The organism is Nesterenkonia cremea (assembly GCF_014642675.1).
GTDB lineage: Bacteria > Actinomycetota > Actinomycetes > Actinomycetales > Micrococcaceae > Nesterenkonia > Nesterenkonia cremea.
Map to the genome: position 1 here is coordinate 19,493 of NZ_BMIS01000001.1, position 25,145 is coordinate 44,637.

The window sequence follows — 25,145 nt, forward strand, 5'->3', positions numbered from 1 at the left end:
TACCTTCAGAGCATCACCAAGCATTCAGCCGTCACCGCCCCAACAGGGGGATGATCCGCTCCAGTGCCGGATTGGTGGAAGTCGACAGCCACATGGCATGGAGCTGGACGAGGTTCGCCGGAGACTCTTCGAGGGGAAGCGTGACCACACCGCCCATACCCAGCTCCGCGACCGACTCTGGAACCAGTGCCACTCCGTGGCCTGCCGCAACCAGGGCCACGATGGTCAGAACCTGGCTGGCGGTGTAAGAGATCATCTCCTCTCGCACATCGATCAGCCCGACCACCAGGTCACGGAAGTATCTGGCCTGCTCATAGGAGTGCATGATCAGCTTCTCCTGCTGCAGCTCCACGGCACTGACCGGCCCTCCCCGCTTCACCAGAGGGTGCCCTGAGGGCGCAGCGACGACGAGCGCCTCGGTCCGCAGCTGGGCCGACTCCACCGCCTCCAGGTGGAAGGGAGGTCTCGCCAGGCCGATGTCGATCGCCCCATTGCGGAGAGCCTCAAGCTGTCGGGCAGAGACCATCTCATGCAGCTCCACCGTCACACCCGGCACCTCCGCCTTGATGCGAGCCAACAGCTCCCCGAGGACGTTGTAGGCCGAGGCCGCGGTATACCCCAGACGCACCACACCGAGATGCCCCTCAGCGATCAGCCGAGCGCGCCGGGGGGCCTCATCCACCTTGGCCAGCACCTGCCGACATTCATCCAGGAAGGCCTCGCCCGCCGCCGTGAGCTCCACACCGCGGGGATGCCGCACCAGCAGCTGAACCTCCAGAGACTTCTCGAGCTTCTGAATCTGGCGACTCAACGGCGGCTGGGTCATATGGAGGCGCTCAGCAGCACGCCCGAAGTGCAGCTCCTCAGCCACAGCGGCGAAGGCTCGAGCCTGGTCAAGGGTGAACACGTGCGATCTCCTTACGTCATGCACGAACGGTATCAAGCTATACGTCTTGGGGCTTAGACAGGTATCACTCCCCTGATTATGCTCTACATCACTCGCAATATGTGGCGCCGCTCACAGGCTAGGCGCCCTTCCCAGAATTTCGTTCAAGGAGGCGCAATGTTCTGGACCCGACGCACGACCCGCTCAACCACACTCATCGCCACCGGGGCAGCAGTTGCCCTGACCGCCTCGGCCTGCGGCGGCGTCACCGACGGAACAACCGACGCCGACGACTACCCCAACGAGAACATCCGCCTCACCGTGGGCCAGGAAGCTGGAGGCAGCACAGACCTGATCGCTCGCGCCATCGCCGACGAAGCTCAGAGCGCGTTGGGAACCTCCATGACAGTGGAGAACCAGCCCGGCGCCAACGGCGCGATCGCCACCCAGGATGTGGCCTCGCAGGAGCCGGACGGCTACGAGCTGGTCCTCCTCAACGCCTCTCTGATCACTGTCACCTCGCTGGTCGTCGATGAAGACGAAGAAGTCACCCTCGACGATCTCGACATCGTTGCTGGGCTGTCCCAGGACGACTACATCATGGTCGCGAATGCAGACAGCGACATCGAAACCGTCGAGGACATGGTCCAGGCCGACCGCACGATCAGCTACGGAACCACCGGCGTCGGAACGGCCAGCCAGTTGGCCCAGCTGCTGCTGATGGAGGAGGCCGACATCGCCGGCAACGAAGTTCCCTTCGACAGCGGCGCTCCGGCTATGACCGCTGTGATGGGCGATCAGGTCGAGGTTGCCACGGTCCAAGTCGGTGAAGCGATGCCTCAGATCGAAGCGGGGACGGTCAAGCCCATCGTGGTCTTCTCCGAAGACCGTATCGATTACCTGTCGGACGTCCCCACTGCCGTGGAAGAAGGATACGAGATCCCGATCTCCCAGTACCGCGCCCTCGCCCTGCCTGCCGGAGCCCCCGACGAAGTCATCGAAACACTGCGCGAAGGTTTGGAAGAAGTCTTCGCTTCCGAGGATTACCAGCAGTTCAACGAGGAACACTTTCTGACCCCGGCGGAGTTGGACGGCGAAGAGGTGGAGGAGCAGTGGACCGAATACGCCGAACTCTATGCTGAGCTCGTCGAAGAGAACGACATCGACTTGGGTGGCGACGACTGATGACTGCTCTCGAGCACACCGCAGAGGAGACCTCCCCCGCTGAGGAGGAGGCAGCCCTGACCACCGCCGACTACCAGGCGCCCCGCGCGGGAACCTGGACCAATGTCGCCTGCGGGGCCACGATCGCTCTGGTCGGCTTGGGCGCACTGCTGGTCGCCATAGACCTGGGGCTGGGCACCCTGGCCCAGCCCCAGGCAGGCACGTGGCCCGGTCTGCTCTCAGGCCTGCTCATCCTGCTCGGCGTGCTCATCATCATCCGCGCCAAGACCTTCGACGATGCCGAACGCATCACCACCAACGCGACGGCCGTGGCGGTCGGAGCGGTCAGCCTCGCCGCAGCGGCCCAGCTGATGCCTCATATCGGCTTCGAGATCCCAGCTGTGCTGCTGATGATCTTCTGGATGAGCATCCTCGGCAAGGAGAAGTACCGCCTCTCCGTTCCGATCTCCGCCGTCTCCGTCGCTGTGTTCTACCTGATCTTCGTCATCGGTCTGAATGTGCCCATCCCACGGCTCTTCTGATCCCGCCCACTACAGAAGAACCTCCGAAAGGCTCTGACTCCTATGGACTTCGCTCCCGTGATCGAAGGGTTCGGGGTGGTGCTCCAACCCCAGAACTTCCTCTTCTGCCTCCTCGGCGTCATCGTCGGCATGACCATCGGCGTCCTGCCGGGGCTCGGCCCGGCGGCAACCATCGCCATCCTGCTGCCGCTGACCTACACGATGGAGCCGGTCACAGCGATCATCATGCTCGCCGGCATCTTCTACGGGGCGATCTACGGCGGCACCGTGACCGCTGTGCTCCTCAAACTTCCCGGAGAGACCAGTTCGGCCATCACCGCCCTGGACGGATACCCCATGGGCCAGAAGGGACAGGCCGGAAAAGCACTGGGAATCGGCGCTCTAGGCTCATTCCTGGGCGGGACGATCGCCATCATCGCCCTGACCATGGTCGCTCCGATCATCGCGGGTTGGGCACTTCGCTTCGGTCCTCCCGAGTACGCAGCCCTCACCCTCCTGGGCATCCTGCTGGTGGCCACCATCTCCAACGGCAACATGCTCAAAGCCCTCGTGGCCGCAGCGGCAGGGCTGCTCCTCGCCGTCATCGGGCGTGACGGATTCACCGGCGAGCTGCGCTACACCGCAGGGAACCTGGAGCTCTCCGACGGCCTCCAGTTCGTGCCGATCGCCATGGGCGTCTTCGGCCTGGCCGAGATCCTCTACAACCTCGAGAAGCGGCACCTGGCTCAGCCCAAGCCCATCAAGGTGGACAAAGTGCTGCCCAGCGGCCAGGACCTGAAGCAGTCCTCCGGCCCGATGGCCCGCGGAGGCATCCTCGGGTTCTTCCTGGGCATCCTTCCCGGCGGCGGAGCCACCGTCTCTTCGATGGTCTCCTACGGCCTGGAGAAGCGGATCTCCAAGGATCCGAAGCGATTCGGAAAGGGAGCGATCGAGGGAGTGGCCGGGCCCGAGACCGCGAACAACGCAGCCGCCACCTCCTCCTTCATCCCCCTGCTGACTCTCGGCATCCCTGCCAACGCCACGATGGCGGTGATGTTCGGAGCACTCATGATCCAAGGCATCGCCCCCGGCCCTCAGCTGGTGGAGAGCAACCCAGATCTGTTCTGGGGCGTGGTGAACTCCATGTACATCGGCAACCTCATCCTGCTGGTGCTGGCCATCCCGATGATCGGACTCTTCGTGCGGATCCTCTACGTCCGCTCCACAATCCTGGCTCCGATCACGCTGCTCATCGTCTGCATGGGCGCCTTCACCATCAGCAACCGATTCTTCGAAGTCATGGTGGTCATCGTCTTCGGCGTCTTGGGCTACCTGATGAAGAAGTTCGGCTTCGACCCCGCACCACTGGTCCTGGCCTTCGTCCTCGGCGCACTCCTGGAGGACAACTTCCGCCGCGCACTGATGATGTTCGAAGGCGACATCAGCCAGGTTGCTGGCCGGCCGATCACCCTGACGCTGCTGGCCGTCTTCCTGCTGGTCCTCATCCTCCCCGTGGTCCTGAAGATGATCACCCGGCACAAGAATCTGAACCCCCTGTCCGACTCATCCACCGAAACTGAGGAGACTCATGTCCGCTGACTCCATCCGAGGCGTCAAACTGTCCTCCGTCACCCTTCCGCTGAAGACGGCCATCTCCGATGCCAAAGTCTTCACCGGTCGCCAGAAGCCGATGACGGAAGTCGCCTTCCTCTTCGCCGAGATCAGCACCGAACAGGGGCTCGAAGGGATCGGGTTCAGCTACTCCAAGCGCGCCGGTGGTCCGGCTCAGTTCGCCCATGCCAAAGAAGTGGCGGAGGGGCTCATCGGCGAGGACCCGAATGACATCGGGCGGCTCATCACCAAGCTGCAGTGGGCAGGTGCCTCCGTCGGGCGCTCCGGCCTGGCCACCCAGGCACTGGCCGCGGTCGACATCGCGCTCTACGACCTCAAGGCCAAGCGTGCCGATCTCCCCCTGGCCAAACTGTTGGGGGCGCATCGAGACTCCGTGCGGACCTACAACACCTCCGGAGGGTTCCTGAACGCCTCACTGGAGGAGGTCAAGGAGCGCGCCAGCCGCTCCGTGGAAGAGGGTATCGGCGGCATCAAGATCAAGGTGGGTCTGCCGGACAACGCCGAAGATATCCGCCGCGTGCGAGGGGTCCGCGAGCACATCGGCGACGAGGTTCCGCTGATGGTCGACGCGAACCAGCAGTGGGACCGCAGTACGGCCCTGCGCATGGGACGCCGTCTGGAGGAGTTCGACCTGGTGTGGATCGAGGAGCCCCTCGACGCCTACGACGTCGAAGGTCACGCACGACTGACTCAGACGCTCGATACGCCCATCGCCACCGGCGAGATGCTCGCTTCAGTGGCAGAGCACGAACGGCTGATCCACGGCGGCGCCTGCGACATCATCCAGCCTGATGCGCCTCGCGTCGGAGGAATCACCCAGTTCATGCGCCTGCTGACCTTCGCCGACCAGAAGGGCCTGGACCTGGCACCTCACTTCGCCATGGAGATCCATCTGCACTTGGCCGCCTGCTACCCGCGTGAGCCGTGGGTGGAGCACTTCGACTGGCTGGACCCGCTGTTCAACGAACGCCTGGAGACCCAGGACGGCCGCATGCTGATCCCGGACCGCCCTGGTCTGGGCATCACCATGAGTGAGCAGGCCCGAGCCTGGACTGTGGACTCCGTGGAGTTCGGAAAGCTCTGAATCCGAGCTAATCGCCCACCCGGGAGTGCCGCACCACGAACTCCACGAAGGCTTCCATATAGGAAGCCGCGCGCCGCGTGGTCTGCTCATCGGCGCCGTCGTCGGTGAAGGTCTCCCGGGTGGCGTGGACGGCCATCAGCGGTGAGCCCATGACCTTCACACCCAGCGGCGGGAGGAACTGGCGCAGCTGGGACTGGCCGTTGATGGTGCCGAACCGCCCCGGCGAGGCGCCGGCGATGCCCAGCGGCAGCCCTTCGATGATGTTCTTCCCCCAGGGGCGGGTGAGGATGTCCAGCGCGTTCTTCACCGCGGCGGGGAAGCTCTGGTTGTGCTCGGGGCTGACCACCAGCAGACCGTCGACGTCGGCGACCTGCTGCTTATAGTCGGTCATCTCCTGCGGGAACTCCGCGTCCATATCCCGGTGGTACAGCGGCAGGTGCCGGATGGGGATATGCACCATCTCAGCCTGCTCCGGCGCCTGGTCCACCAGGACGCGGGCCAGCTTCTGGTTGATGGAGTCCTCTGCCGTGCTGCCGATGATGTACCCGATTCTCACCATGGCCCCACCCTAGCGGGCCTGGCCGCGGGGAAATCGTGTACCTGAACTGTGTGAATACCGGGATCGCGTACCTCATCGTCGAGAATCAGGTACGCGATTCGTCAGCCTCGCGGCTTCATCCGTGTGTTGGGCAGCGGCGGCGCTGGCAGCGGAGCGGACTGCCCGGGCGGGAAGTCGCCGAACTGCGGGAAGGGCCTGCCGTCGCGGTACCGGGTCCCGCCCAGAGCCTCGCGCAGCTCCCCCTGGATCGGCTCGCCGAGCGCACCGGGCCCCACCTCCACCTCGTAGGTGTCGCCGTTGGGCTCGGCGGCGGTCTCCCAGCCTCCGGAGCTCCCGACGCCGGCCCCCGCGCCCTCAGCCGAGCCGTCGAGTCCCAGCCGGGCGAACATCGGCGAATCCTCCTGCGGGGCCTCAAAGCCCATCTCCGCCTGATACGCCGCGCGGTAGGCGGCCACCTCCTCATGGGAGCGGCCCACGAAGTTCCACCACATGACGATCTGCTCGCCCAGGGGCTCACCGCCGATCAGCAGCGCCAGCACCGGCTCGTCTCCGGCCTCCACGCGCAGCGTCGAGGCGCCGGTCTCCACCACGCCCAGGTGATCCTCAGGGATGTCCTCGCCGTTGAAGCTCACCGCTCCGGTGACCTGCAGCAGCGCATGCTCATGGTCCTCGGGCACTTCGATCTCCAGCACCGTCCCCGGCTCCAGCCGCAGCTCCGCACCGGTGAGCGGGATATAGGTCTTCACCAAGGATTCGTACCCCAGCAGCGATCCGAGGAAGACCTTCGCCTCCCAGCCGTCGCCGCGCACGGGTTCGGGCCGGTGAGCCTCCAGCGAAGGCTCCACAGACCGGTGCTCATCCGGGAATGCGTACCAGAGCTGAGCGCCGTGGAGGACCTTGGTGTCCGCCGTCGAGTATTCGGAATGCGAGATGCCGCGGCCCGCGTTCATCAGCACCACATCGCCAGGGCGGACCGTGGCCCAGCTGCCGGCGGAATCCATGTGGTCGATCCGCCCGGAGAACAGCCAGGAGACGGTGGCAAGGCCGGTGTGCGGGTGGCGCGGCACGCGCATGGGCGTGGCCTCGGTCAGGTCATCGGGCCCGTAGAAGTCCAGGAAGCACCAGGCGCCCACCAGCGAGCGCGCCCGCTGCGGCAGCGTGCGGCGGACCTGCATGGCCCGCGGACCGCCGAGCGGAACCTCGCGCGGCTCGAGCACCTCCACCCCGGAGTCCCCGACGACGACCCCGTCGCGCAGCCCGCTGGAGGAGCTGAGCTCCTGCACTGTGTCCGAACTGTTGATGCAGATCTGCTCAGTGGGGTTCACGGGGTCGGCTTCGGCACTCATGGGCCTATGGTTTCAAATTTGAACGGATTCGCCCAGAGGTCCCGGCTGGTCGTCTGCGCCCACCGCATCAGCCGCCGACGCCTCTCATCGAACTCTCACAGAGTCCCAGCATGCTGGGGACCATGCTCCGAGGTGCCCTCTCCCGCGCCGCCCTGCTCCTGGGCGCCATCGCCCTGCTCGGCGGCGCCCTCGTGGGCAGCCGCTCGCTCAGCGACGCCCCGGAGCCCGACGGCGTCACCGATGACGTCGTCGAGGTGGAGAAGAAGCTGACCTCCTCCCCGGGCGCCTCCTCAGACAGCACCGACGACGCCGACCCCTCCCCCTATCAGCCGCCGGTGCAGGCCGAAGAGCCCTCTGAGGAGGCGCCCCTGGAGGCTCCCGGGCATGCACCCACACCCAACCCTGACTGGGCCCAGACGGCAGGCGACCAGGAGGACGAGGATGACTGAGAACGCCCGCACCCGCATGAAGCTCGTTGCGCTGATCGGGCTGAGCAGCGCCGTCGTGCTGCTGCTGAGCCTGCTGACCGTGCGCACCATCCTGCTGAACCAGGTGGACCGCAGCGCCGATGAGGCCATCCTGGACGAGGTGGATGAGTTCATCGCCTATGTGGACCGCGCTCAGATCGGCAACGGCGAGGGCGAGCAGTTCGACTCCGAGGCCTCCCTGATGCGCGGGTTCCTGGCCCGCGAGACCCCCGAGACCCACGAGATGCTGGTCTCTGTCTCCGAGGGCGAGACCATGTTCCTGGACAACGCGCAGAACGGGATGGGCCAGCGGTTCGTGGAGGACAGCCCCGAGTTCGAGACCCTGCTGGAGGCCGATGCCGCCTCCGGCGTCCAGGACACTCCCGGCTTCGGGGAGATCCGCTGGGGCAAGGTCACCACGGATCAGGAGGGCGTCTTCCTGGTCCTACACTTCACCACACCCGCCGAGGAGGAGGCCGCCGGCATCGTCTGGACCTTCACCTGGGTCTCCGTGCTGGCGCTGCTGCTGGTGGGCGCGGGCTCCTGGTTCGGCATCGGGATGACCCAGCAGATCCTGTCCCGGCGCCGCGGAGAGCACTACGACGACCCCGGCCACCCCGACTCTGCTCAGGACGCCTCCTGGAACAGCACTCCGGCCCGCCCGCTTCCGGAGGAAACCGGCGATCCGACGGTGCCGCTGAGCGATCTGATGCGCGGGGGTCCTGTCCAGAGGTGGGAGTCTGCGAGCGCTGACGGTGCGTCCGAGGTGAGCGCTGCGGATGGTGCTGCCGGTGCTGGTGCGACTGGAGAGTCTGAGGCCGGCGTCGCTGAGCCTGAGCACCGTGCCGACCATGACAACGCGGAACCCGGCGCTGCGGAACCCGACACTGCCGATCCTGCACAGCCCGCTTCCCTGCAGCGCACGTCGGCGGCCTCGCTCGTGCTCCGCGCCCAGCATCAGCTGCAGCAGCTGCACCCGGACCGCCGGTTCATCCTGGCTCTGGAGGACTCCGAGCACGGGGCCGGGCAGACCGCCGATGTGCTGGGCGCCCTGGCCCAGATCGAGGGCGAACTCGATGTGCACGCTGTGGAGGCCGCGTACCGGGAGCTGGTGGATGAGGCGCTGCAGCAGGCCGAGCCGGGCACCGCCGTCGTGCTGGGTGCCGGCCGGGCTGAAGGCTCCGGTGCGGAGGAAGGCAGCACTGGTGAGCTGCGGCTCTCGGTGAGTGCCGGCTCCCCGGAGACCAGCAGCATGACCGTACCGCTGACCCCAGAGCAGATCTCCCCGGACGAGGCTGAGCCGGAGGGCTTCGCAGCGGAGGAGCCCACGGCGCGCCTCTGGCAGGGGTCAGAGCACGGCTCGGGCCACGGGCAGCAGAGCGCTCCCACAGTCCACGCCGTGGTCTACCCGATGCGCTGAGTCTCGGTGCGCGACCGTCCGGACCGAACTGATCGGCCCAGAACCCTTGCCAGGGAATTCTGTATTGATACAGAGTGAAGCTGTATGACTGCGGAAGGACATGTCATGAGCTTCGCCCTATGGAGCTTCATCGCCCTGGCCATCATCCTCTCCGCCGGGAGCGGCCCCTGGCCCTCCGAGCAGAAGAACGCGCTCCCGCTGCCGGCACCGCTGCGCCGCCCGGTGCGCAGAAGGCTGCGCTCACGAGCCCGCATCGTGCAGATCGGCGGGCTGATCGGGCTGGGCCTCAGCATCGCTGTCATTCTGCTCAGCGGCATCACCAGAGAGCACGAGAGCCTGGTGGTGATCAGCACCCTGCTGGGCATGGTCTGCGGCGGTGCGATCTCCGTGCTCACCGGGCAGAAGGCGCTGCTGCCCCACAGCCAGCGCGTGGAGCGCGTCCAGACCACCCAGAAGCCCGACTACGTCCCGGAAGGTCAGCTGTGGGCGGCCCGTATGGGTCCGCCGCTGTCTGCGGCCGCGGTGCTGCTGGCCTGGACGGTGCTGAACTTCGCGCCCTTCGACATCCCCGCAGAGGGCATGTGGTGGAACTGGATGCTCGCCGCCTGGGTGGCCGTTCCGGTGCTGGCACTGACCTTCCTAGGTGTGGAGCTGACGGCGGCGGCCACGGTGCACAGGCCTCAGCATGCCGGTTCTGAGCTGGAGCTGGCCTGGGACGACTGCTGCCGCTCCGAGTCCCTGCGAGCCCTCTATGCACTGCCCATCACCCTGTCCGGACTGATCTGCCTGCTGGCCGCCATCCCGGTGGGCTTGGCCACCACCACGCCCGAGGTGCGCGAAGGCGCCATGGAGGAGACGCTGTTCGTGGGGCTGGGCATGTTCTTCGTGACCCTGCTGCTGGCCGCGATCTTCCTGCTGCCGCTGATGAAGGAGTTCAGCCGCGGGACCCGTCAGCACGTGCTGCGCCGCCTCTGGGGGAACACGACCTTCACCGAGGACGGACTGGCGGAGGACCCTGCGGCTGGTCCTGACCCTGCAGGGGGCGGCACTGCAGGCGGCGCGCCTGCCGGCCTGGGCGAACCGGGCGGACTCGGCGGGCCCGATATCCGTGCCGTGGAGACTGAGCCGCGGCATCGGCGGGATCCGGCATGACCCTGCGGATCAATCCCAACGCCGCGCAGCCACCCTATGACCAGCTGCGCGAGCAGCTCATGCACCAGATACGGCAGGGCCGGCTGACCGCCGGGGCGACCCTCCCACCGGTGCGCCGCCTGGCCAGCGACCTCGGCCTGGCGCCGAACACCGTGGCCCGGGCGTACAGGGAGCTGGAGGCGGCCGGCGTCGCGCAGGGTCAGGGGCGCCGCGGGACTGTGGTGCTCGACGGTGCGGCTCACCCGGGCGGTGCGGCGTCGGCGTCGAGCGCCGGATCCTCGGCCGATAGGGGCGCGGAAGCTCCGGTCGTGGAGGCGGCCGAGCAGCTGACCATGGACTATCTGGCCGCTATGGCCGCTCTGGGCCACAGCGACGACGACGCCCTCGCCTGGGTCCACCACCTCCGCCGGAGCTGAAGTCCGCTGCGTGCTCTCCCTGGGAGTGCTGGGCTTCATCAGCAGCGATCAGATGGAGTATGCTCGCATCGAGATGGGCGACGACACAGTCGCGCAGCCCGTACAGCCGCGTAGGAGGATCAGTCCTGGCTCGTGGTGACCTTCACGTCGATGTTGCCTCGGGCGGCCTTGGAGTCGGGGCAGGAGCCGTATCTGGTCATAGAGGGCTTCATCTCCCCGGGACCAAGCAGATCGCCTGGCGCGAACCGGCGGAACCTCAGCGAGACGCGAGCTCTCAGTGACTTAGGGCGCTACATCTGATTCACAGTCAGCCGACAGGGACCCGTAGATCAGGGTGTCTGTCCACTCGCCTTTGCTCCACCAGTCCTGCCGGAGGTGGGCTTCGCGCTGCAGCCCAACCCGTTCGGACAGCCGGACGGAAGCAGTGTTGCGGGCATCCATCTGTGCTGCGACACGGTGGAGACCATAGTGCTCGAAGCCCAATTCCAGCACGGCTTGCACCGCTTCTGTGGCCAGCCCCTGACCACCATAGGCAGGGTTCATCACCCATCCGATCTCGGCAATGCGATGTTCAGTATCGGTGAGCCACAGCAGCACATCACCGATGAGGGCGCCATCCTGCTCGATGACCAATGAGAGCGCCTCACTGCCGTGGTGGAGGCCGGTCTGGCCAATTCGTTGGCTGATACGGCGTTCGGCCTCACTCCGTGACCAGGGCTCTTCGAGCAGATACCGCGCCACCTCTTCCTGCTCATAGATCCTGTGCAGGGCATCGGCGTCACCATGCTGGTGCAGCCGGAGGCGCAATCGCTCGGTCTCGACGGGCAAAAGAGAAATCGGCTCTATCGAGGAGAAGTAGTGCAGCAAGTCGGCTTCCTCACCGGAAGGAGCCATGCCGCGGCCACACTCTCCCTGGGTGAAACCTGCCCGTTCGAGAATACGCTGCGATGCCTGGTTCTCCGGCACGGTACGGGCTGTCAGTCGTGTGATTCCGCTTCGTCCGGCGAAAGCAGAACCCAGTTGAAGGGCTGCTGCACTCAGTCCTTTGCCTCGGTGGTCAGGGTGGATCCAGAACCCCACTTCAACAGAGTCGTCGGAGACCCCGAACAGGACCAGGCTGCCTGCAAAAGCATCTGTCGCGGGCTCAGCAATGGTCAGTGCTGCAAGGTCACCGCGGTGCAACCCTTCCTTGAGGGTGCCGCGGATCAACTCAGTCACCGAGGCCGGGGTATATTCAGGTTCAGGCAGATGAGCATACAGATGCACCGCCGGATCTGTAGTCCCTGCAGCATAGGCATCTGCGTCCTCTGCGCGCATCGGTCGCAGCACCGCCCGGTCGTCACGGAGCGGAAGAAGCTCGGCATTCAACATGCACGTAAAACTAACACAGTTCGGTTAATATGGAAGTATGAGTTATTGGGAGCATCGGAGACCAGTTCGTCGCGCTCGGGCAGTGGATATAGAGCAGGTGGCCACCACCTCTGTGAAACTGTTGGACGAAGGTGGCCTGCGTGCTTTGACGATCCGGGCAGTGGCCCTGCGGCTGGAGGTGGCCCCGGCGAGCTTGTACTCGCGGATGGACTCCGTGGATGACCTCTACGATCTCGGATTCGATCAAGCACTCGGTCAAGACGTAGCTCTGCAGCGGGCCATCGAAGATGCACCGCTGCATGAGTTGATGCTTGCCTACTACCGTCATCTCGTTGCCCACCCCTGGGCATCCCAGGTCATCGCGATGCGCGCCCCCAGGGGGCCGAACTACCTGCGACTCTCGGAGCGGATGTGCACATTGCTTTCTGAACGAGGCTCATCCGACCCACTGGGAGATGCGTATGCCCTGTCGAACTTCGTCATCGGCAGTGCTGCCACCACACCGATCGCAGGCCTTGAGCGGCAAGCCCCCATAGACGAAGGCACCGCACCCCTCTACTCCTCGTTACATGCCGAGCACGGCGTAGATGCTAAGACCATCGTCAGCAAAGGGCTCAAGGTCTTATTGGCACGCTGACCGGGGAGGACGTCTAGGCACTCTTCGACACCGTTTCGGCCGAGACTTCAACCCCGGTGGTCCTCTATGACAACCCCGGGACCACCGGATTCACCTTCCCCACAGAGCTCTACGGGCACATCGCCGAACTCCCCGGCGTCGCCTAGGCGAAGATTCCGCCGGTTCCGGCAGATCCGGCTCAGGCCCGTCAAAGGACCGAGGCGGTGCGCGCTGTGCTGCCGGAGCACGTGAGCGTGGGCGTCTCAGGTGATCCAAACGCTGCAGCAGGATTCAGTGCCGGAGCAGATGCCTGGTACTCGGTGATCGGCGGGACGCGGCCCAGCCCAGCCGCGCCCATATGAAAGGCCCTGCGGACCGCATAGCAGTCCGCAGAGCCTTTCTCGATCACCGCGGGCTCAACGCCCGCCGCGCAGCAGCCGCCGCGCCCAGGAGCATCAGTCCTGGCTGGTGGTGACCTTCACGTCGATGTTGCCGCGGGTGGCCTTGGAGTAGGGGCAGAAGTCGTGGGCCTTCTCTGCCAGCTCCTCGGCACGGGCCTGATCCTCGTTGGGGAGCACCACCTCGATCTCCACGGCGAGGCCGAAGCCGCCGTCCTCGGTGTCCTTGCCGATGCTGACCTTCACACCGATGGCGGCGTCGTCGGTGTTGTAGTCGTCGCCGGCGACATTCTTCAGCGCGCCCAGGAAGCAGGCGGACCAGCCGGTGGCGAAGAGCTGCTCGGGGTTCACACCGTCACCGGAGCCGCCCATCTCCTTCGGCGGTGCCAGCGTCAGGTCCAGAGCGCCGTCCTTGGTCTTGGCCTCTCCTTGGCGGCCGCCGCCGGTGGCCAGAGCTTCTGCGGTGTACACGGATTCGACAGCCATCTTCGTGTCCTCTCAGTCGATGGGGGAAGGTGCCTTCCACCCCTTAGAACATCACATGGACGTCAGTGGCACAATGGTGCCTCGTGCGAACACTCGACGCCGCCCGGCACCCTGCCGGAGACCCTGAACAGATCACCGCTGACCTGCGGGCTCAGTTCCTCAGCACCTTCGGCCGCGATGCCGAGGGAACCTGGTTCGCCCCAGGACGCGCCAACCTCAACGGGGAACACATCGACTTCCACGGCGGGCGCTGCCTGCCGATGGCCCTGTCCCACGGCACCTACGTGGCCGCAGCACCGCGCACCGACGGCGTGCTGCAGATGCGCACCCTGGACCCGGAACTGGACAGCGGGGTCATCCCCTCCGGCCCGGAGGCCCCCTCCTGGACCCATTACGTCTCCGGCGTGCTCTGGGCGCTGCAGGGACTGGGCACCGGCGCCACCGGCCTGGACGACGACGGCGATCCCTCCCTGATCACAAACCTCACCCCCGAGGACGGCTTCGGTGCGGATCTGCTGATCCTCTCCACCGTCCCGGTGGGCGGAGGCCTCTCCTCCTCGGCCGCGCTGGAATGCGCCTGCGCCCTGGCCTTCGTGGGCCTGGGCACTCCGCTGGGCCATGAGAACCCGGAGGAGGAACTGACCTCCGCGCTGACCGACGACCACCGCGCCCTGCTGGCTCAGGCCTGCATCCGCGCCGAAGTGGAGTTCGTGGGCGCCGGCACCGGCGGCCTGGACCAGACCGTGAGCCTGCGCGGAGCCGAGAATCGCATCCTCTCCCTGGACTGCCGCGACTTCTCGGTGAACCGGCTCAACGCCTCCTGCCTGCTGCGCGGCTACCGCTTCCTGGCCGTGGACACCCGCCAGGCCCACTGGCTGGTGGACGGGCAGTTCGCCGCACGCCGGGCCGAGGCTGAGGCCGCAGGCGCCCTGCTGGGCTTCTCCGTGGCCGAGGGCCACCAGCTGCGCGAGGCGCTGCCGGAGCGCAGACCCAAGAAGCTGCACGTGACCGAGCGGCTGACCGAGTTCGACGAGAAGACCGCAGACCGCACTCAGATCACCGGCCCGGACGGCCAGGACTACGACGCCGCCTCCTGCCGGCGCCGCCTGAAGCATGCGCTGATGGAGATGCTGCGTTCGGAGAAGCTGCACACGCTGCTCTCCGAGGAGGCCTTCGGCCTGGACCATATGGCCGCAGAGATAGGCGAGATCATGACGGCCGGACATGTGAGCATGCGCGACGAGGCCGAGGTCTCCCTCCCCGCCGCGGACCGGATCGTCGACGCCGCCCTGGGCGCCGGCGCCGCCGGGGCGCGGCTGATCGGCGGCGGCTTCGGCGGATCGGTGCTGGTGCTGGTCCACGAGGACAAGATGCACGATGTGGCCGCAGCCGCTCTGAAGATCGACGCCGGGCTGCGCTTCCTGGATGTGGCACCCTCAGCGGCCGCTCGGGTGGTCTGAGCCGGCGTCGGGAGCTCACTGAGCCAAGATTGACTCCTCGCACAGGTCATTCCCAGCAATGCTCCTTACAGTTGCGCAGGTGACGTACCTGGTCCATATCCGTGCAGCGAGGTGCACATGACGTCGCGGGAGCCAGAAGGCGATCACCGCAGCACTGGCAGCGACCACTTCCAGGCCTCCTCCAACCGAGCCGTAGGCATCTGCCTGGTGGTCGGCATCGCACTCTTCGTCCTGGTGCTGCTGCTGCCCTACTTCGACCGGATGTAATCTGGAGTGAGTGAACAGAGAGAAGAAGGCTCCGGCGAAGAAGCCCTCCCCCGCCCGGAAGCCGGCCGCACCAGCAGGCCAGAAGGCGCGCAGCGGACAGCGGGAACGCACATCGGCTGAGAAGAAGCCCTCCGCCGGCTCGCGCCTGCTCCACGGAGGCCTGGAATGGGGGCGCTGGCTCTGGGCGGTCATCACCACTCTGGTCCTCGCGGCCATGCTCTTCGAACCCACTATGCTGTGGTGCCTGAGCGTAGGCCTGTGGACGGTGGCCGAGGCGGAGTTCATCGGCCTCTGGATGGTCGCCGCCGGCTATGTCCTGGCCTGTGTCCCCTGGGCATTCGGCCTGCTGATCGGCACCGGCCGCTTCTGGAAGAGCCTGACCCACAGCCTCTGGATCGGACTGGTCTATGCCGCGCTCGGCTACATCTTCCTGGACCGGATCCTCGGGGTGTTCAGCTGACCGGCGTCTGCAGTCAGCTGATCTCCACGGCGAAGTGCTGGGCCAACACGCGGGCGATGCCCTCGTCGTCGTTGCTGGTGGTCACGACGTCGGCGGCCTCCTTGGCCTCCAGGATCCCGTTGCCCATGGCCACCCCGACGCCGGCGGCGCGCAGCATGGTCACATCGTTGCCGTTGTCGCCGAAGGCCATGGTCTCCTCCGCGCCGATCCCGTGGGTGCGGCAGAAGTCCCGGATGGCGGTGGACTTGTCCACGCCTGCGGCCGTGGCCTCCATGTAGATGCGTGAGGAGTAGGCCAGCTCGATCTGGTCTGCGTTCTCAGCGCGCAGCCGCTGCTCCAGGGCCTCCAGCTCGGGGCGCTCGGCACAGAAGAGCACTTTGGTGGGGGCGATGTCCGGCCGGGCGATGTCCTCGACCCCGCGGACGGTCAGCCCGTTGCCGGCCGCCTCATGCTTCACCTGGGGGTGTTCGGCATGCTCAGCGCCGACCACCAGTTCGGCGCCGTGCGGGAGCATGACCACCACACCGTGCTCACGGCCCAGCTCGATGATCGGCTGAGCGGTCTCCGCGGGGACGGGGTGCCGAGCAAGGGTCTCCTCGCTGGCCTGATCCACCACCACTGATCCGTTGAGCCCGGCGAAGATCAGGTCCTCTCCCAGGCCGCAGCGAGCGGCCAGCGCCTTCAGCCCCGGGATCGGCCGGCCGGAGGCGAGCATGATCCGGGTCCCGGCGGCTCGCATGGCCTCGAAGGCGCGCAGCGTGCCGGGCTGCGGGACCTTATCGGAGCCCAACAGCGTGCCGTCGATGTCGAAGGCCACCAGGCGGGGGCTCCCCGGGTGGGCGACGGCTTCTGCGGGGGCTCCGGCCCCCGCATCTGTGTGTGCGGAGTCGTACGAACGGTCGACGCGCGGTTCTGAGGTCACAGCGGTGATCCTATCGGAGTGTTCTCGGCGAAGACGCCCGGCCACGATCAACCGCCCCACCCCGGAGGCAGCAGGAGCGCCCTGCGAGAGGCTCGCGGGGCGTTCCTTCTGTCAGGGGCTCACATATCTTGAGCCATGTCCTGGAACCGGGCGTAATGACCCTGGAAGGCGACGACGATGTCACGGGTGGGACCCGCACGGTTCTTCGCCACGATGATGTCGGCCTCACCCGCACGCGGGGACTCCTTGTCATAGACCTCATCGCGGTGCAGCAGCAGGACCATATCCGCGTCCTGCTCGATGGACCCGGATTCACGCAGGTCAGAGACCTGGGGACGCTTATCGGTACGCTGCTCGGAACCACGGTTCAGCTGCGAGAGCGCAATGATCGGGACGTCCAGCTCCTTGGCCAGCAGCTTCAGGGTTCGCGAGAACTCCGAGACCTCCTGCTGACGGGACTCCACGCGCTTTCCGGAGGAGAGCAGCTGCAGGTAGTCCAGCACGATCAGCTTCAGATTGTTCCGCTGCTTGAGGCGACGGCACTTGGCGCGGATCTCCATGAGCGACATGTTCGGGGAGTCATCGATGAACAGCGGCACCTCGTTCAGCCGGTCCACCGCCAGGGACATCTTGTCCCAGTCCTCATCCCGGATGTCACCCTTGCGCAGATCCTGGAACTGGATGCGCGCCTCGGCAGAGAGCAGACGCATCGCGATCTCGTTGCGCCCCATCTCCAGAGAGAAGAACGCCGCGGTCATCCCATTGGTCACCGCCGCCGAGCGGGCGAAGTCCAGGGCAAGAGTGGACTTACCCATCGCCGGACGGGCCGCGACGATGATCATCTGACCGCCGTTGAAGCCGTGGGTGAGCTCGTCGAGTTCACGGAAGCCGGTGGGGATGCCGGTCAGGCCGCCGTCGTGGGAGGCGTTGGTCTCGATCTCATCGATCGTGGGGACCAGCACCTCGCCCAGGGAGACGTAGTCGGCCGACTGTCGGTTCTCCGCCACGTTGTAGATCTCAGACTGGGCCTCGTTGACGATGGCGTCGACTTCGCCGTCGGCACCGTGGCCCAGCTGGACGATCTTGGTGCCGGCCTCGACCAGGCGGCGCAGGATGGCGCGCTCCCGGACGATCTCGGCGTAGAAGGAGGCGTTGGCCGCCGTCGGGACCGATTGGGCCAGGTTGTGCAGATAGGCGGGACCGCCGATCCGCTGCAGCTCCTGCCGCTTGGTCAGGTGATCCGAGATGGTGACGACGTCGGCGGGCTCACCGCGGCCATAGAGGTCCACGATGGCGTCATAGATGATCTCGTGGGCGGGCCGGTAGAAGTCAGGACCACGAACGATCTCGACGACGTCGGCGATGGCGTCCTTGGAGAGCATCATGCCGCCCAGCACGGACTGCTCGGCGGCCATGTCCTGCGGCGGGGTGCGGGATTCCGCCCCGGCCGGCGCACTGGTGTCATAGACGTCGGAACTCACCGTTCCACAATACCGGGTGGAGCTGGGTGCTCGAGCGCCCCTGTGGATGAGTAGGATGGCGCCCATGAGTCATCGCACGCGCCTGCAGGAACTGATCACCGAGCTCGCCGTCGTCCGGGGACAGGTCACTCTCTCCTCGGGAGAGGAAGCCGACTACTACGTGGACCTGCGCCGCATCACGCTGCACCATGAGGCCGCCCCCCTGGTGGGCGCTGTGATGACCGAGATGCTCGACGAGGCCGGCGTCAGCTTTGAGGCCACCGGCGGGTTGACCATGGGCGCGGATCCGGTGGGTGCCGCGATCATGCACCACACCGCGGGCCAGGGCCGCCCGGTGGACACCTTCGTGGTGCGCAAGGCGCAGAAGGACTACGGCATGCAGCGCCAGGTCGAGGGCCCCTCGGTGGAGGGCCGCAAGGTGGTCATCCTCGACGACACCTCCACCACCGGCGGCTCCGCGCTGACCGCAGTGGAGGGCGTGCGCACGGCCGGCGGCGAGGTGCAGGCTGTCGCCGTCATCGTCGACCGGGACACCGGTGCCAAGGAGCGCGTGGAGCAGGAGGCCGGCGTGCCCTATCTCTTCGCCTACTCCAAGTCGGAGCTCGGGCTGGACTGAGCTCCACCCGACCGCGGGGCTCGTCCCAGGCGCAGGGCTCGGCTCAGGCTCACGGCTGCACTCTGTGTCATCCCGCCTCCAGCGGGGCCCGCAGGCCATAGACCAGCCCCGCCAACCACGTGCGCATAGCGCGGCGAGCCTGCCGGGTGTCGGGGTAGCGGCAGCGCAGGTGCATGCCGGAGTCGTTGATGACGAACCAGATCATCACCCCATCGGTGCGGATCACCGCTGAGACGTGCTGCGGGTGCAGGTCCTCAGCCACGTTCACCGGCAGCTTGCGGTGGTCCAGCCAGGACATCGCGAACGTCCCGGGCTCCTGAGGCATCCCACCGTAGGGCTCCATGATGGGCCCCAGCGGATAGGACCCCAGCCGGATGGCCTCCTTCACCGTGCGGTAGCTGGCGGCGTAGCTGTCGTCGTCGTTCTCCAACACCGAATTGGTGATGAACCAGCCCACGGAGTCGAACCACCGCGGATCCTCCCGGCTGTGGACCGGGAAGACGGTGCGCAGCGGCTGATCGGCCAGCTGTCGCGCCAGCCGGGTCATCACAGAGACTGCGACGGCGATCAGCCGCACCCCATGCTCGGCGGCGTGGCCCTCCAGGAAGGCCAACTCCTCGGCGTCGAAGACATCGCGGACCTCCACCACCTCCTGCGCAGGGGTGGAGAGGTCCCCCAGATTCAGCGGGAAGTTGGGCATCGCACCCCCACCGGCGTCGAGGATCTCCCGCCAGCGGGTGGTGATCTCCTCAGGCGGGGCCGACTTGGCCGCCATATGCCGGGTGTGCGCGGAGAACGGCTCCGCCTCCGGAAGCCGGGCACCCAGGGGACGGCCGGCGTCGAGGTCCTCCAGACAGGAGGTCAGATCCCGGATCAGCACCAACAGCGACCAGGCGTCCACATGCGAGTGGTCGGAGCCGATGATGATCTGCGGCCCCTGCTCCACAGGGGCCTGCCGCTGCCTTCCCGACGCCGGCTCCGCACCCTGTTCAGCCGGCGGTGCTTCCACAGGGCTCGGCTCCACCACGCAGAGGCGGTGGGAGGGCTGAGCGAAGGGATCGCAGGCGACGTCGAAGAGCTCCCGCAGGGTGGCTCTGATCTCGGCGGGGCCGGCGTCGCGGGCCAGCGTCTCCCACTGGCTCTCCGTGGGCTCCACGCGGTTGAGCCGCAGCTGCGCGCCCTTCTCCCCCGTCACCTCCGGGTGACCTTGGTCACCTGATCCTTCGGAACAGGTGAAGACCGAGCGCAGCGTGCCGTGGCGGCCCAGGACGTGCTCCCAGGCCTCTGCGATCTGCTCCAGCCCGGTGGGATGCGGCAGTCGGAAGGAGACCGCCATCCAGGAGCCCGGCCTGGAGCCGAAGCTGACATGACGGCGCTGATCGAAGGACAGAGGCAGCCGTTCGGTGTCCTCCGGCGTGGCGGTCACCACGCAGCTGTGCAGTCGGCCAGGCTGCACCTGCATCTGGGAGACGTTCGTCAACCGCATACTGCGCAGTGTAGAGGGGCCTCGCGTACGCTATGTGTCGCGCGGGAAACCTAGGGTTTACACACCCGCGGGATGCTGGAGTCAGCGCCGCACAGAGCACTGCGGCGAGTGGAACCGAAGAGGTGGCAGCACAACAGTGGGCATATTCCAGACTGACGGGGCGAAGCTCGCCTACGAGATCAGCGGGGAGGGACCCACCTTCGTCCAGCTGCACGGCCTGACCTCCTGCGCCTCCCGCGAGCACCGCGCAGGACTGGACATGTCCGGTCCGCTCAGCGGATTCCAGGTGCTGCGCTATGACGCCCGCGGCCACGGCTCCTCCACCGGTCGCACGGTGCCGGAGGACTATCTCTGGCCGCAGCTGGCCGATGATCTGCTGAACCTGCTGGATGAGCTCTGCCCCGGTGAGCAGGTCCACGCCGCCGGCCCCTCCATGGGCACGGCCACTCTGCTCTATGCAGCGCTGAAGGATCCTGAGCGTTTCGCCTCGCTGACCCTGTTGGTGCCGCCCACCGCCTGGCAGAGCCGGGTGGCGCAGGCCGAGTCCTACCGGAAGTCGGCGGATCTGGTGGAACGCAGCGGCATCGGCGCCTTCGTGCGCGTGGGGGCCTCCGTACTGCCCCCGCCGGCCCTGGCGGACCGGCCCAAGGAGCGTGTTCCTGCGGTGAGCCAGGAGCTGCTGCCCTCGATCTTCCGGGGCGCGGCGCTGACTGATCTTCCGCCGAAGGAGGAGGTGTCCGGCCTCGAGGTGCCGGTGCAGATCCTGGCCTGGGTGGATGACTATGCCCATCCGGTCTCCACGGCGGAGGAGCTGCAGCGGCTGCTGCCGCAGGCGCATCTGAGGATCGCTGAGACGCCTGAGGACCTGGACACCTGGCCGGGGCGGAGCAGAGATTTCGTCGCCGCACATGCGGCTGGCGTCGGATCGCCGGGCTGAGCGGCAGAATCACGACGTCGACGCCGTGATTCCCTTCCCTTCGCCGCCGAGCCCGACGATCCGGACCAGACCCTCGCTCATCGCTTGGCGGACGGCCGCGAAGCGCATTCCGTCCTTCAAGCCGGGTGAGGTCCGCGCGTGCCGCGGGCCCCTGATCTCGTCCAGGGGGCTGTATGCCGCCCCGGGGGTCACAGGAGAGGATGCACGCCGACTTCTGCCGGCCAATACCCACTCTCTGCGCGAGGGACGTCTCACACGATATGGGGAGTTTTCCCCCGGGGCAATAGCCTTACCCACAGCCCCTGTGGATAAAATGTGGACTGTGCGGCGTGTTCTGTGAAGAACATGGTGAGAACTCTGTGGAGAGAGATCTTTCTTCTGCACAGATAGTCCTCTGACCTGGTGTTTTGCAGCGACACACCTGTGATTTGAAGTTTTTTCGAAACCCACAGCACCCTCCCTGCGAGGGGTTGCCGTTTGCCCTGAGTTAGGTGTATAGACACTTTTCACTCCTGCTTATCCACAAGTTCTCCACACCCTGTTATACTTCAATTTTGAAATATCCCTGATCGCAGGCCCTACGGGCAAGGAGCTCCTCATGCAGTTCGGCATCTTCAGCATCGGTGACGTCACCCCGGACCCCACCACGGGCCGGGCCCCCTCCGAACATGAACGCATCCAGGCCACAGTGGCCATCGCCCAGAAGGCTGAGGAGGTGGGCCTGGATGTGTTCGCCATCGGGCAGCACCACAACCCGCCCTTCGTCGCTCCGGCCAACCCGCCGATCTTCATGGCCCATATGGCCGCTCAGACCGAACGGCTTCAGTTCTCGACGGCGACCACTCTGATCACCACCACGGATCCGGTGCGCCTGGCCGAGGACTACGCCTATGTGCAACACCTGACCGGGGGACGCATCGACCTGACGCTGGGCCGCGGCAACACCGGACCGGTCTACCCGTGGTTCGGCAAGGACATCCGTGCCGGCATCCCGCTGGCCGTGGAGAACTACGCGCTGCTGCACCGCCTGTGGCGCGAGGAGGACGTGGAGTGGCAGGGCCGCTACCGGACCCCGCTGCAGAACTTCACCTCCACGCCCCGGCCGCTGGACGGCGTCGCACCCTTCGTCTGGCACGGCTCCATCCGCTCCCCCGAGATCGCCGAGCAGGCGGCCTATTACGGCGACGGCTTCTTCCACAACAACATCTTCTGGAACAAGGAGCACACCGGGCGCATGGTGGACCTCTACCGGGAGCGCTTCGAGCACTACGGCCACGGCACCGCCGGGCAGGCCATCGTGGGCCTGGGCGGCCAGGTGTTCATGCGGAGGAACTCCCAGGACGCGGTCCGCGAGTTCCGCCCCTACTTCGACAATGCGCCGGTCTACGGCGGCGGCCCCTCCCTGGAGGACTTCACCGCACAGACCCCGCTGACCGTGGGCACCCCGGAGCAGGTCATCGAGCGCACGCTGAGCTTCCGCGAGTACGCCGGGGACTACCAGCGCCAGCTCTTCCTCATGGACCACGCAGGGCTGCCGCTGAAGACTGTGCTGGAGCAGATCGACATGCTGGGCGAGGAGGTCGTGCCGGTGCTGCGCAGGGAAGTCGCCGCTCGGGCGCCCGAGGGCACCCCTGAGCCGCCCACACACGAGCTGCTGAAGGCCCGGAGAGCCGAGGGCCGGGAGCCGGTCCCGGGCGGGACCCAGCAGCAGGAGAGGTGAGGCGCCGGCGGAGGCTGGTGCCCGGCGAAGGCCGGGATAGGCTGGGATCAGATGACCCTGATCGCAGCCCGGAAGGAGAGTGCATGCCGATCGCATCAGTCCTGGACGGACATAATGACCTGCCCTATGCGCTGCGGGAAAACTACGCCTACAACCTCGACGCTGCCCGCCTCGGCGAGGGGAACCCGGCTCTGCACACCGATATCCCCTCATTGCGTGCGGGGAACGTGGGCGCCCAGTTCTGGTCCGTCTATGTGCCCTCCACGCTGACGCCCGCCGATGCCGTGGTCGCGACTCTGGAGCAGATCGACTGCGTGCACCGGCTGGTGGAAGCCTTCCCGGAGGATCTCCAGCTCGCCGTCACCGCCGAAGACGTTCGCAGCGCGCATCAGGCGGGGAAGATCGCCTCTCTGATGGGAATGGAGGGCGGGCACAGCATCGCCGAGTCCTTGGGGACCCTGCGCATGATGCGCCGTATGGGAGTCGCTTATATGACTCTGACCCATAACGACAACACCCCTTGGGCCGCGTCAGCCACAGGTGAGCCGGTGGACCATGGGCTCACCGACTTCGGCCGTGAGGTGATCCGGGAGATGAACCGCATCGGCATGCTGGTGGACCTCTCCCACGTCCACACCAGGACCATGCATGATGCCCTGGACATCAGCACGGCCCCGGTGATCTTCTCCCACTCCTCCTGCCGCGCAGTCACCGAGCACCCACGAAATGTGCCCGATGACGTGCTGGAGCGCCTGCCGGGCAACGGTGGGGTGCAGATGATCACGTTCGTGCCCAAGTTCATCGACCAGGAGGCTGCCGCCGCTCCCGAGGACGCGGAGGTCGCACGCCGGGTCGGCGTCGAGGATGTGGTGTCCCATATCGAGCACGCCCGCGACGTGGTGGGAGTCGACCACATCGGCCTCGGAGGGGACTACGACGGCGTCCCGGTCACGCCCACAGGTATGGAGCGCGTCTCCTGCTATCCGCGCCTCATGGAAGCTCTGAAGGCGCGCAGGTGGTCCGAAGCGGAGCTCAGCAAGCTGGCCTCCGGCAACGCACTGCGTGTCCTGGAGGGAGCAGTCCACGCCGCGCGGAGCTGATGACCGCATCAGCCGAACGCAGCTGATGCTCACCGGTGGATCTTCTTGAGGCACGCAGCGATATCGCGGCGCTCACTGGCCATCAGGTGCAGGCCCAGATCCTGGGAAAGCCCTTCGAACATCCCCAGCCCCTGGACGCTGTTGCCCGCTCCATCCAGACGCGGAGCGAAGGAGGCCAGCCCCACCTGGCCCGGCAGCACGCCGATGATCCCGCCGGAGATACCTGACTTCGCGGGAATCCCGATGCGTGCCAGCCACTCGCCGGAGGCGTCATACATGCCGCAGGTGGCCATCACACTCAGCGTCTGGCGGGCGGCGTGCTCAGAGATCACTCGCCGTCCCGTCTCCGGATGCAGTCCGTTGTTCGCCAAGGTGGCCGCCATGCGGGCGGCGTCCTGGACCGTCACCAGCACCGCGCACTGCTCGTTGTAGCCCAGCACCACCTCCTCAGGCGGCCCCTCGAGCACCTCATGACTGGTGAGCATATGCGCGATGGCCAGGTTCCTGTGGCTGAAGGAGTCCGCAGTCTCCCAGTCGATCGCCAGATCGCGTCCGGCGAAGGCGCTGAGTCCGGCCAGGATGCGCGCGCTGCGACGCCGGACCTGCTCAGTCCGCTCGAGGCGTTCGGGCCCCGGCGCATGCGGCTCATAGCTCGCCCAGTCCACCAGATGGTGGGTGGCGATGGCGCCGGCGTTGATCATGGGGTTCAGGGGCCGGGCGGTCTCGCCCTCCAGGGACAGCTCGTTGAACGCCTCTCCGGAAGGCTCCATGCCGACAGCCTGCTGCACCTGACCCATCCCGACGTCGTCGATGGCCAGCGCATAGACGAAAGGCTTGGAGATCGACTGGATGGTGAAGAGGTGCTGATCATCGCCGGCGGAGTACTCCTCGCCCTGTGCAGTGGCCACAGCCAAGGCGTGCCGAAGCGCACCAGAGCCGCCGAGCTCCGGCAGCTCCGCCGCGATCGCTCCGCTGGTGTCCCGGCCGCAGTCGCGGAGAACCTTCGCGAGATAATCGGGGACGCTGTCATACTCTCCTGCCGGTGTGCTCATGCCCCTCAGCGTATCCACCCCCGATCCGCGAGTGATCGACGGATCCCACATCATCGCGCGACATGCCGCAAGATGACACCCAGCTGTGGGGTCGGCAGAGCACTCACGGCAACGCAGGGAGGGTAG

The 25,145-nt window shown here is 66.6% G+C and carries 25 protein-coding genes; 16 read left to right on the forward strand and 9 right to left on the reverse strand.

The annotated features are described in order from the left end of the window. Positions 1-31: 31 nt before the first annotated feature. A complete protein-coding gene (locus IEW85_RS00075; RefSeq protein ID WP_188681950.1) occupies positions 32-907 on the reverse strand; it encodes a LysR family transcriptional regulator in 876 nt (291 codons plus the stop codon). Positions 908-1,063: 156 nt separating this feature from the next. Here IEW85_RS00075 and IEW85_RS00080 point away from each other — a divergent pair, with 156 nt between their 5' ends. The 4 genes from IEW85_RS00080 to IEW85_RS00095 are packed head-to-tail and all read left to right on the forward strand — an operon-like array spanning position 1,064 to position 5,287. Then, a complete protein-coding gene (locus IEW85_RS00080) occupies positions 1,064-2,071 on the forward strand; it encodes a Bug family tripartite tricarboxylate transporter substrate binding protein (protein ID WP_188681951.1) in 1,008 nt (335 codons plus the stop codon). Beyond that, positions 2,071-2,592 (forward strand): tripartite tricarboxylate transporter TctB family protein, encoded by a 522-nt coding sequence (locus IEW85_RS00085; RefSeq protein ID WP_188681952.1) that lies wholly within the window; start codon positions 2,071-2,073, stop codon positions 2,590-2,592. The genes IEW85_RS00080 and IEW85_RS00085 overlap by 1 nt, the downstream gene beginning before the upstream one ends. A gap of 42 nt (positions 2,593-2,634) precedes the next feature. Continuing rightward, positions 2,635-4,170 (forward strand): tripartite tricarboxylate transporter permease, encoded by a 1,536-nt coding sequence (locus IEW85_RS00090; RefSeq protein ID WP_188681953.1) that lies wholly within the window; start codon positions 2,635-2,637, stop codon positions 4,168-4,170. Continuing rightward, entirely contained in the window at positions 4,160-5,287 is a 1,128-nt protein-coding gene (locus IEW85_RS00095; RefSeq protein WP_188681954.1) for an L-talarate/galactarate dehydratase, read from the forward strand. The genes IEW85_RS00090 and IEW85_RS00095 overlap by 11 nt, the downstream gene beginning before the upstream one ends. Before the next feature lie 7 nt (positions 5,288-5,294). On the opposite strand, the gene IEW85_RS00100 is transcribed toward IEW85_RS00095, so the two are convergent. Continuing rightward, positions 5,295-5,846, reverse strand: coding sequence for an NADPH-dependent FMN reductase (locus tag IEW85_RS00100; RefSeq protein WP_188681955.1), 552 nt, complete (start codon positions 5,844-5,846; stop codon positions 5,295-5,297). Between the two features lie 101 nt (positions 5,847-5,947). Then, positions 5,948-7,192 carry a pirin family protein gene (locus tag IEW85_RS00105; RefSeq protein ID WP_188681956.1) on the reverse strand — a complete coding sequence of 415 codons (1,245 nt, stop codon included), beginning with the start codon at positions 7,190-7,192 and terminating at the stop codon, positions 5,948-5,950. A gap of 110 nt (positions 7,193-7,302) precedes the next feature. Here IEW85_RS00105 and IEW85_RS00110 point away from each other — a divergent pair, with 110 nt between their 5' ends. The 4 genes from IEW85_RS00110 to IEW85_RS00125 all read left to right on the forward strand — a co-directional run bounded on the left by IEW85_RS00110 (position 7,303) and on the right by IEW85_RS00125 (position 10,647). Then, the gene (locus tag IEW85_RS00110; protein ID WP_188681957.1) at positions 7,303-7,641 is read left to right on the forward strand and encodes a hypothetical protein; all 339 of its coding nucleotides are present in this window, start codon (positions 7,303-7,305) and stop codon (positions 7,639-7,641) included. After that, positions 7,634-9,079 (forward strand): hypothetical protein, encoded by a 1,446-nt coding sequence (locus tag IEW85_RS00115; RefSeq protein ID WP_188681958.1) that lies wholly within the window; start codon positions 7,634-7,636, stop codon positions 9,077-9,079. Before IEW85_RS00110 ends, IEW85_RS00115 begins: the two co-directional genes overlap by 8 nt. Before the next feature lie 105 nt (positions 9,080-9,184). Further along, positions 9,185-10,231, forward strand: a complete 1,047-nt coding sequence (locus IEW85_RS00120; protein WP_229658664.1) for a hypothetical protein — start codon at positions 9,185-9,187, stop codon at positions 10,229-10,231. Further along, on the forward strand, positions 10,228-10,647 hold the full coding sequence (locus IEW85_RS00125) for a GntR family transcriptional regulator (RefSeq protein ID WP_188681960.1): 420 nt from the start codon (positions 10,228-10,230) through the stop codon (positions 10,645-10,647). The genes IEW85_RS00120 and IEW85_RS00125 overlap by 4 nt, the downstream gene beginning before the upstream one ends. A gap of 282 nt (positions 10,648-10,929) precedes the next feature. Here the strand turns inward: IEW85_RS00125 and IEW85_RS00130 are convergent, their stop codons facing one another. Beyond that, a complete protein-coding gene (locus IEW85_RS00130; protein WP_188681961.1) occupies positions 10,930-12,018 on the reverse strand; it encodes a GNAT family N-acetyltransferase in 1,089 nt (362 codons plus the stop codon). Between the two features lie 97 nt (positions 12,019-12,115). Between IEW85_RS00130 and IEW85_RS00135 the strand changes: the two genes are divergently transcribed. Then, positions 12,116-12,655: a TetR/AcrR family transcriptional regulator gene (locus IEW85_RS00135; RefSeq protein WP_229658665.1), complete on the forward strand. Its 540-nt coding sequence runs from the start codon at positions 12,116-12,118 to the stop codon at positions 12,653-12,655. 434 nt (positions 12,656-13,089) lie between these two features. On the opposite strand, the gene IEW85_RS00140 is transcribed toward IEW85_RS00135, so the two are convergent. Beyond that, positions 13,090-13,518, reverse strand: a complete 429-nt coding sequence (locus IEW85_RS00140) for an organic hydroperoxide resistance protein (protein WP_188681963.1) — start codon at positions 13,516-13,518, stop codon at positions 13,090-13,092. Positions 13,519-13,601: 83 nt separating this feature from the next. Here IEW85_RS00140 and IEW85_RS00145 point away from each other — a divergent pair, with 83 nt between their 5' ends. The 3 genes from IEW85_RS00145 to IEW85_RS00155 all read left to right on the forward strand — a co-directional run bounded on the left by IEW85_RS00145 (position 13,602) and on the right by IEW85_RS00155 (position 15,705). Continuing rightward, complete coding sequence (locus IEW85_RS00145) at positions 13,602-14,978, forward strand: galactokinase (protein WP_188681964.1); 1,377 nt, start codon at positions 13,602-13,604, stop codon at positions 14,976-14,978. Positions 14,979-15,095: 117 nt separating this feature from the next. Beyond that, positions 15,096-15,245 carry a hypothetical protein gene (locus tag IEW85_RS00150; protein ID WP_188681965.1) on the forward strand — a complete coding sequence of 50 codons (150 nt, stop codon included), beginning with the start codon at positions 15,096-15,098 and terminating at the stop codon, positions 15,243-15,245. Positions 15,246-15,255: 10 nt separating this feature from the next. Continuing rightward, positions 15,256-15,705: a hypothetical protein gene (locus IEW85_RS00155; RefSeq protein WP_188681966.1), complete on the forward strand. Its 450-nt coding sequence runs from the start codon at positions 15,256-15,258 to the stop codon at positions 15,703-15,705. Between the two features lie 13 nt (positions 15,706-15,718). Here the strand turns inward: IEW85_RS00155 and IEW85_RS00160 are convergent, their stop codons facing one another. Next, positions 15,719-16,627, reverse strand: a complete 909-nt coding sequence (locus IEW85_RS00160; protein ID WP_188681967.1) for an HAD family hydrolase — start codon at positions 16,625-16,627, stop codon at positions 15,719-15,721. 119 nt (positions 16,628-16,746) lie between these two features. Beyond that, positions 16,747-18,108 carry a replicative DNA helicase gene (gene dnaB, locus IEW85_RS00165; RefSeq protein WP_188681968.1) on the reverse strand — a complete coding sequence of 454 codons (1,362 nt, stop codon included), beginning with the start codon at positions 18,106-18,108 and terminating at the stop codon, positions 16,747-16,749. Between the two features lie 55 nt (positions 18,109-18,163). On the opposite strand from dnaB, the gene pyrE reads away from it, so the two are divergent. Then, on the forward strand, positions 18,164-18,724 hold the full coding sequence (gene pyrE, locus IEW85_RS00170) for an orotate phosphoribosyltransferase (protein ID WP_229658666.1): 561 nt from the start codon (positions 18,164-18,166) through the stop codon (positions 18,722-18,724). A 67-nt stretch (positions 18,725-18,791) separates the two neighbouring features. Here pyrE and IEW85_RS00175 read toward each other — a convergent pair whose 3' ends face one another. Then, complete coding sequence (locus tag IEW85_RS00175) at positions 18,792-20,210, reverse strand: condensation domain-containing protein (RefSeq protein ID WP_188681970.1); 1,419 nt, start codon at positions 20,208-20,210, stop codon at positions 18,792-18,794. Between the two features lie 136 nt (positions 20,211-20,346). On the opposite strand from IEW85_RS00175, the gene IEW85_RS00180 reads away from it, so the two are divergent. From IEW85_RS00180 to IEW85_RS00190, 3 genes are all read left to right on the forward strand, one after another. Further along, complete coding sequence (locus IEW85_RS00180; RefSeq protein WP_188681971.1) at positions 20,347-21,147, forward strand: alpha/beta fold hydrolase; 801 nt, start codon at positions 20,347-20,349, stop codon at positions 21,145-21,147. A gap of 598 nt (positions 21,148-21,745) precedes the next feature. Next, on the forward strand, positions 21,746-22,867 hold the full coding sequence (locus IEW85_RS00185) for an LLM class flavin-dependent oxidoreductase (RefSeq protein ID WP_188681972.1): 1,122 nt from the start codon (positions 21,746-21,748) through the stop codon (positions 22,865-22,867). An 83-nt stretch (positions 22,868-22,950) separates the two neighbouring features. Next, on the forward strand, positions 22,951-23,967 hold the full coding sequence (locus tag IEW85_RS00190) for a dipeptidase (RefSeq protein WP_188681973.1): 1,017 nt from the start codon (positions 22,951-22,953) through the stop codon (positions 23,965-23,967). 29 nt (positions 23,968-23,996) lie between these two features. Here IEW85_RS00190 and glsA read toward each other — a convergent pair whose 3' ends face one another. Beyond that, the gene (gene glsA, locus IEW85_RS00195; RefSeq protein WP_188681974.1) at positions 23,997-25,019 is read right to left on the reverse strand and encodes a glutaminase A; all 1,023 of its coding nucleotides are present in this window, start codon (positions 25,017-25,019) and stop codon (positions 23,997-23,999) included. Positions 25,020-25,145 lie beyond the last annotated feature (126 nt).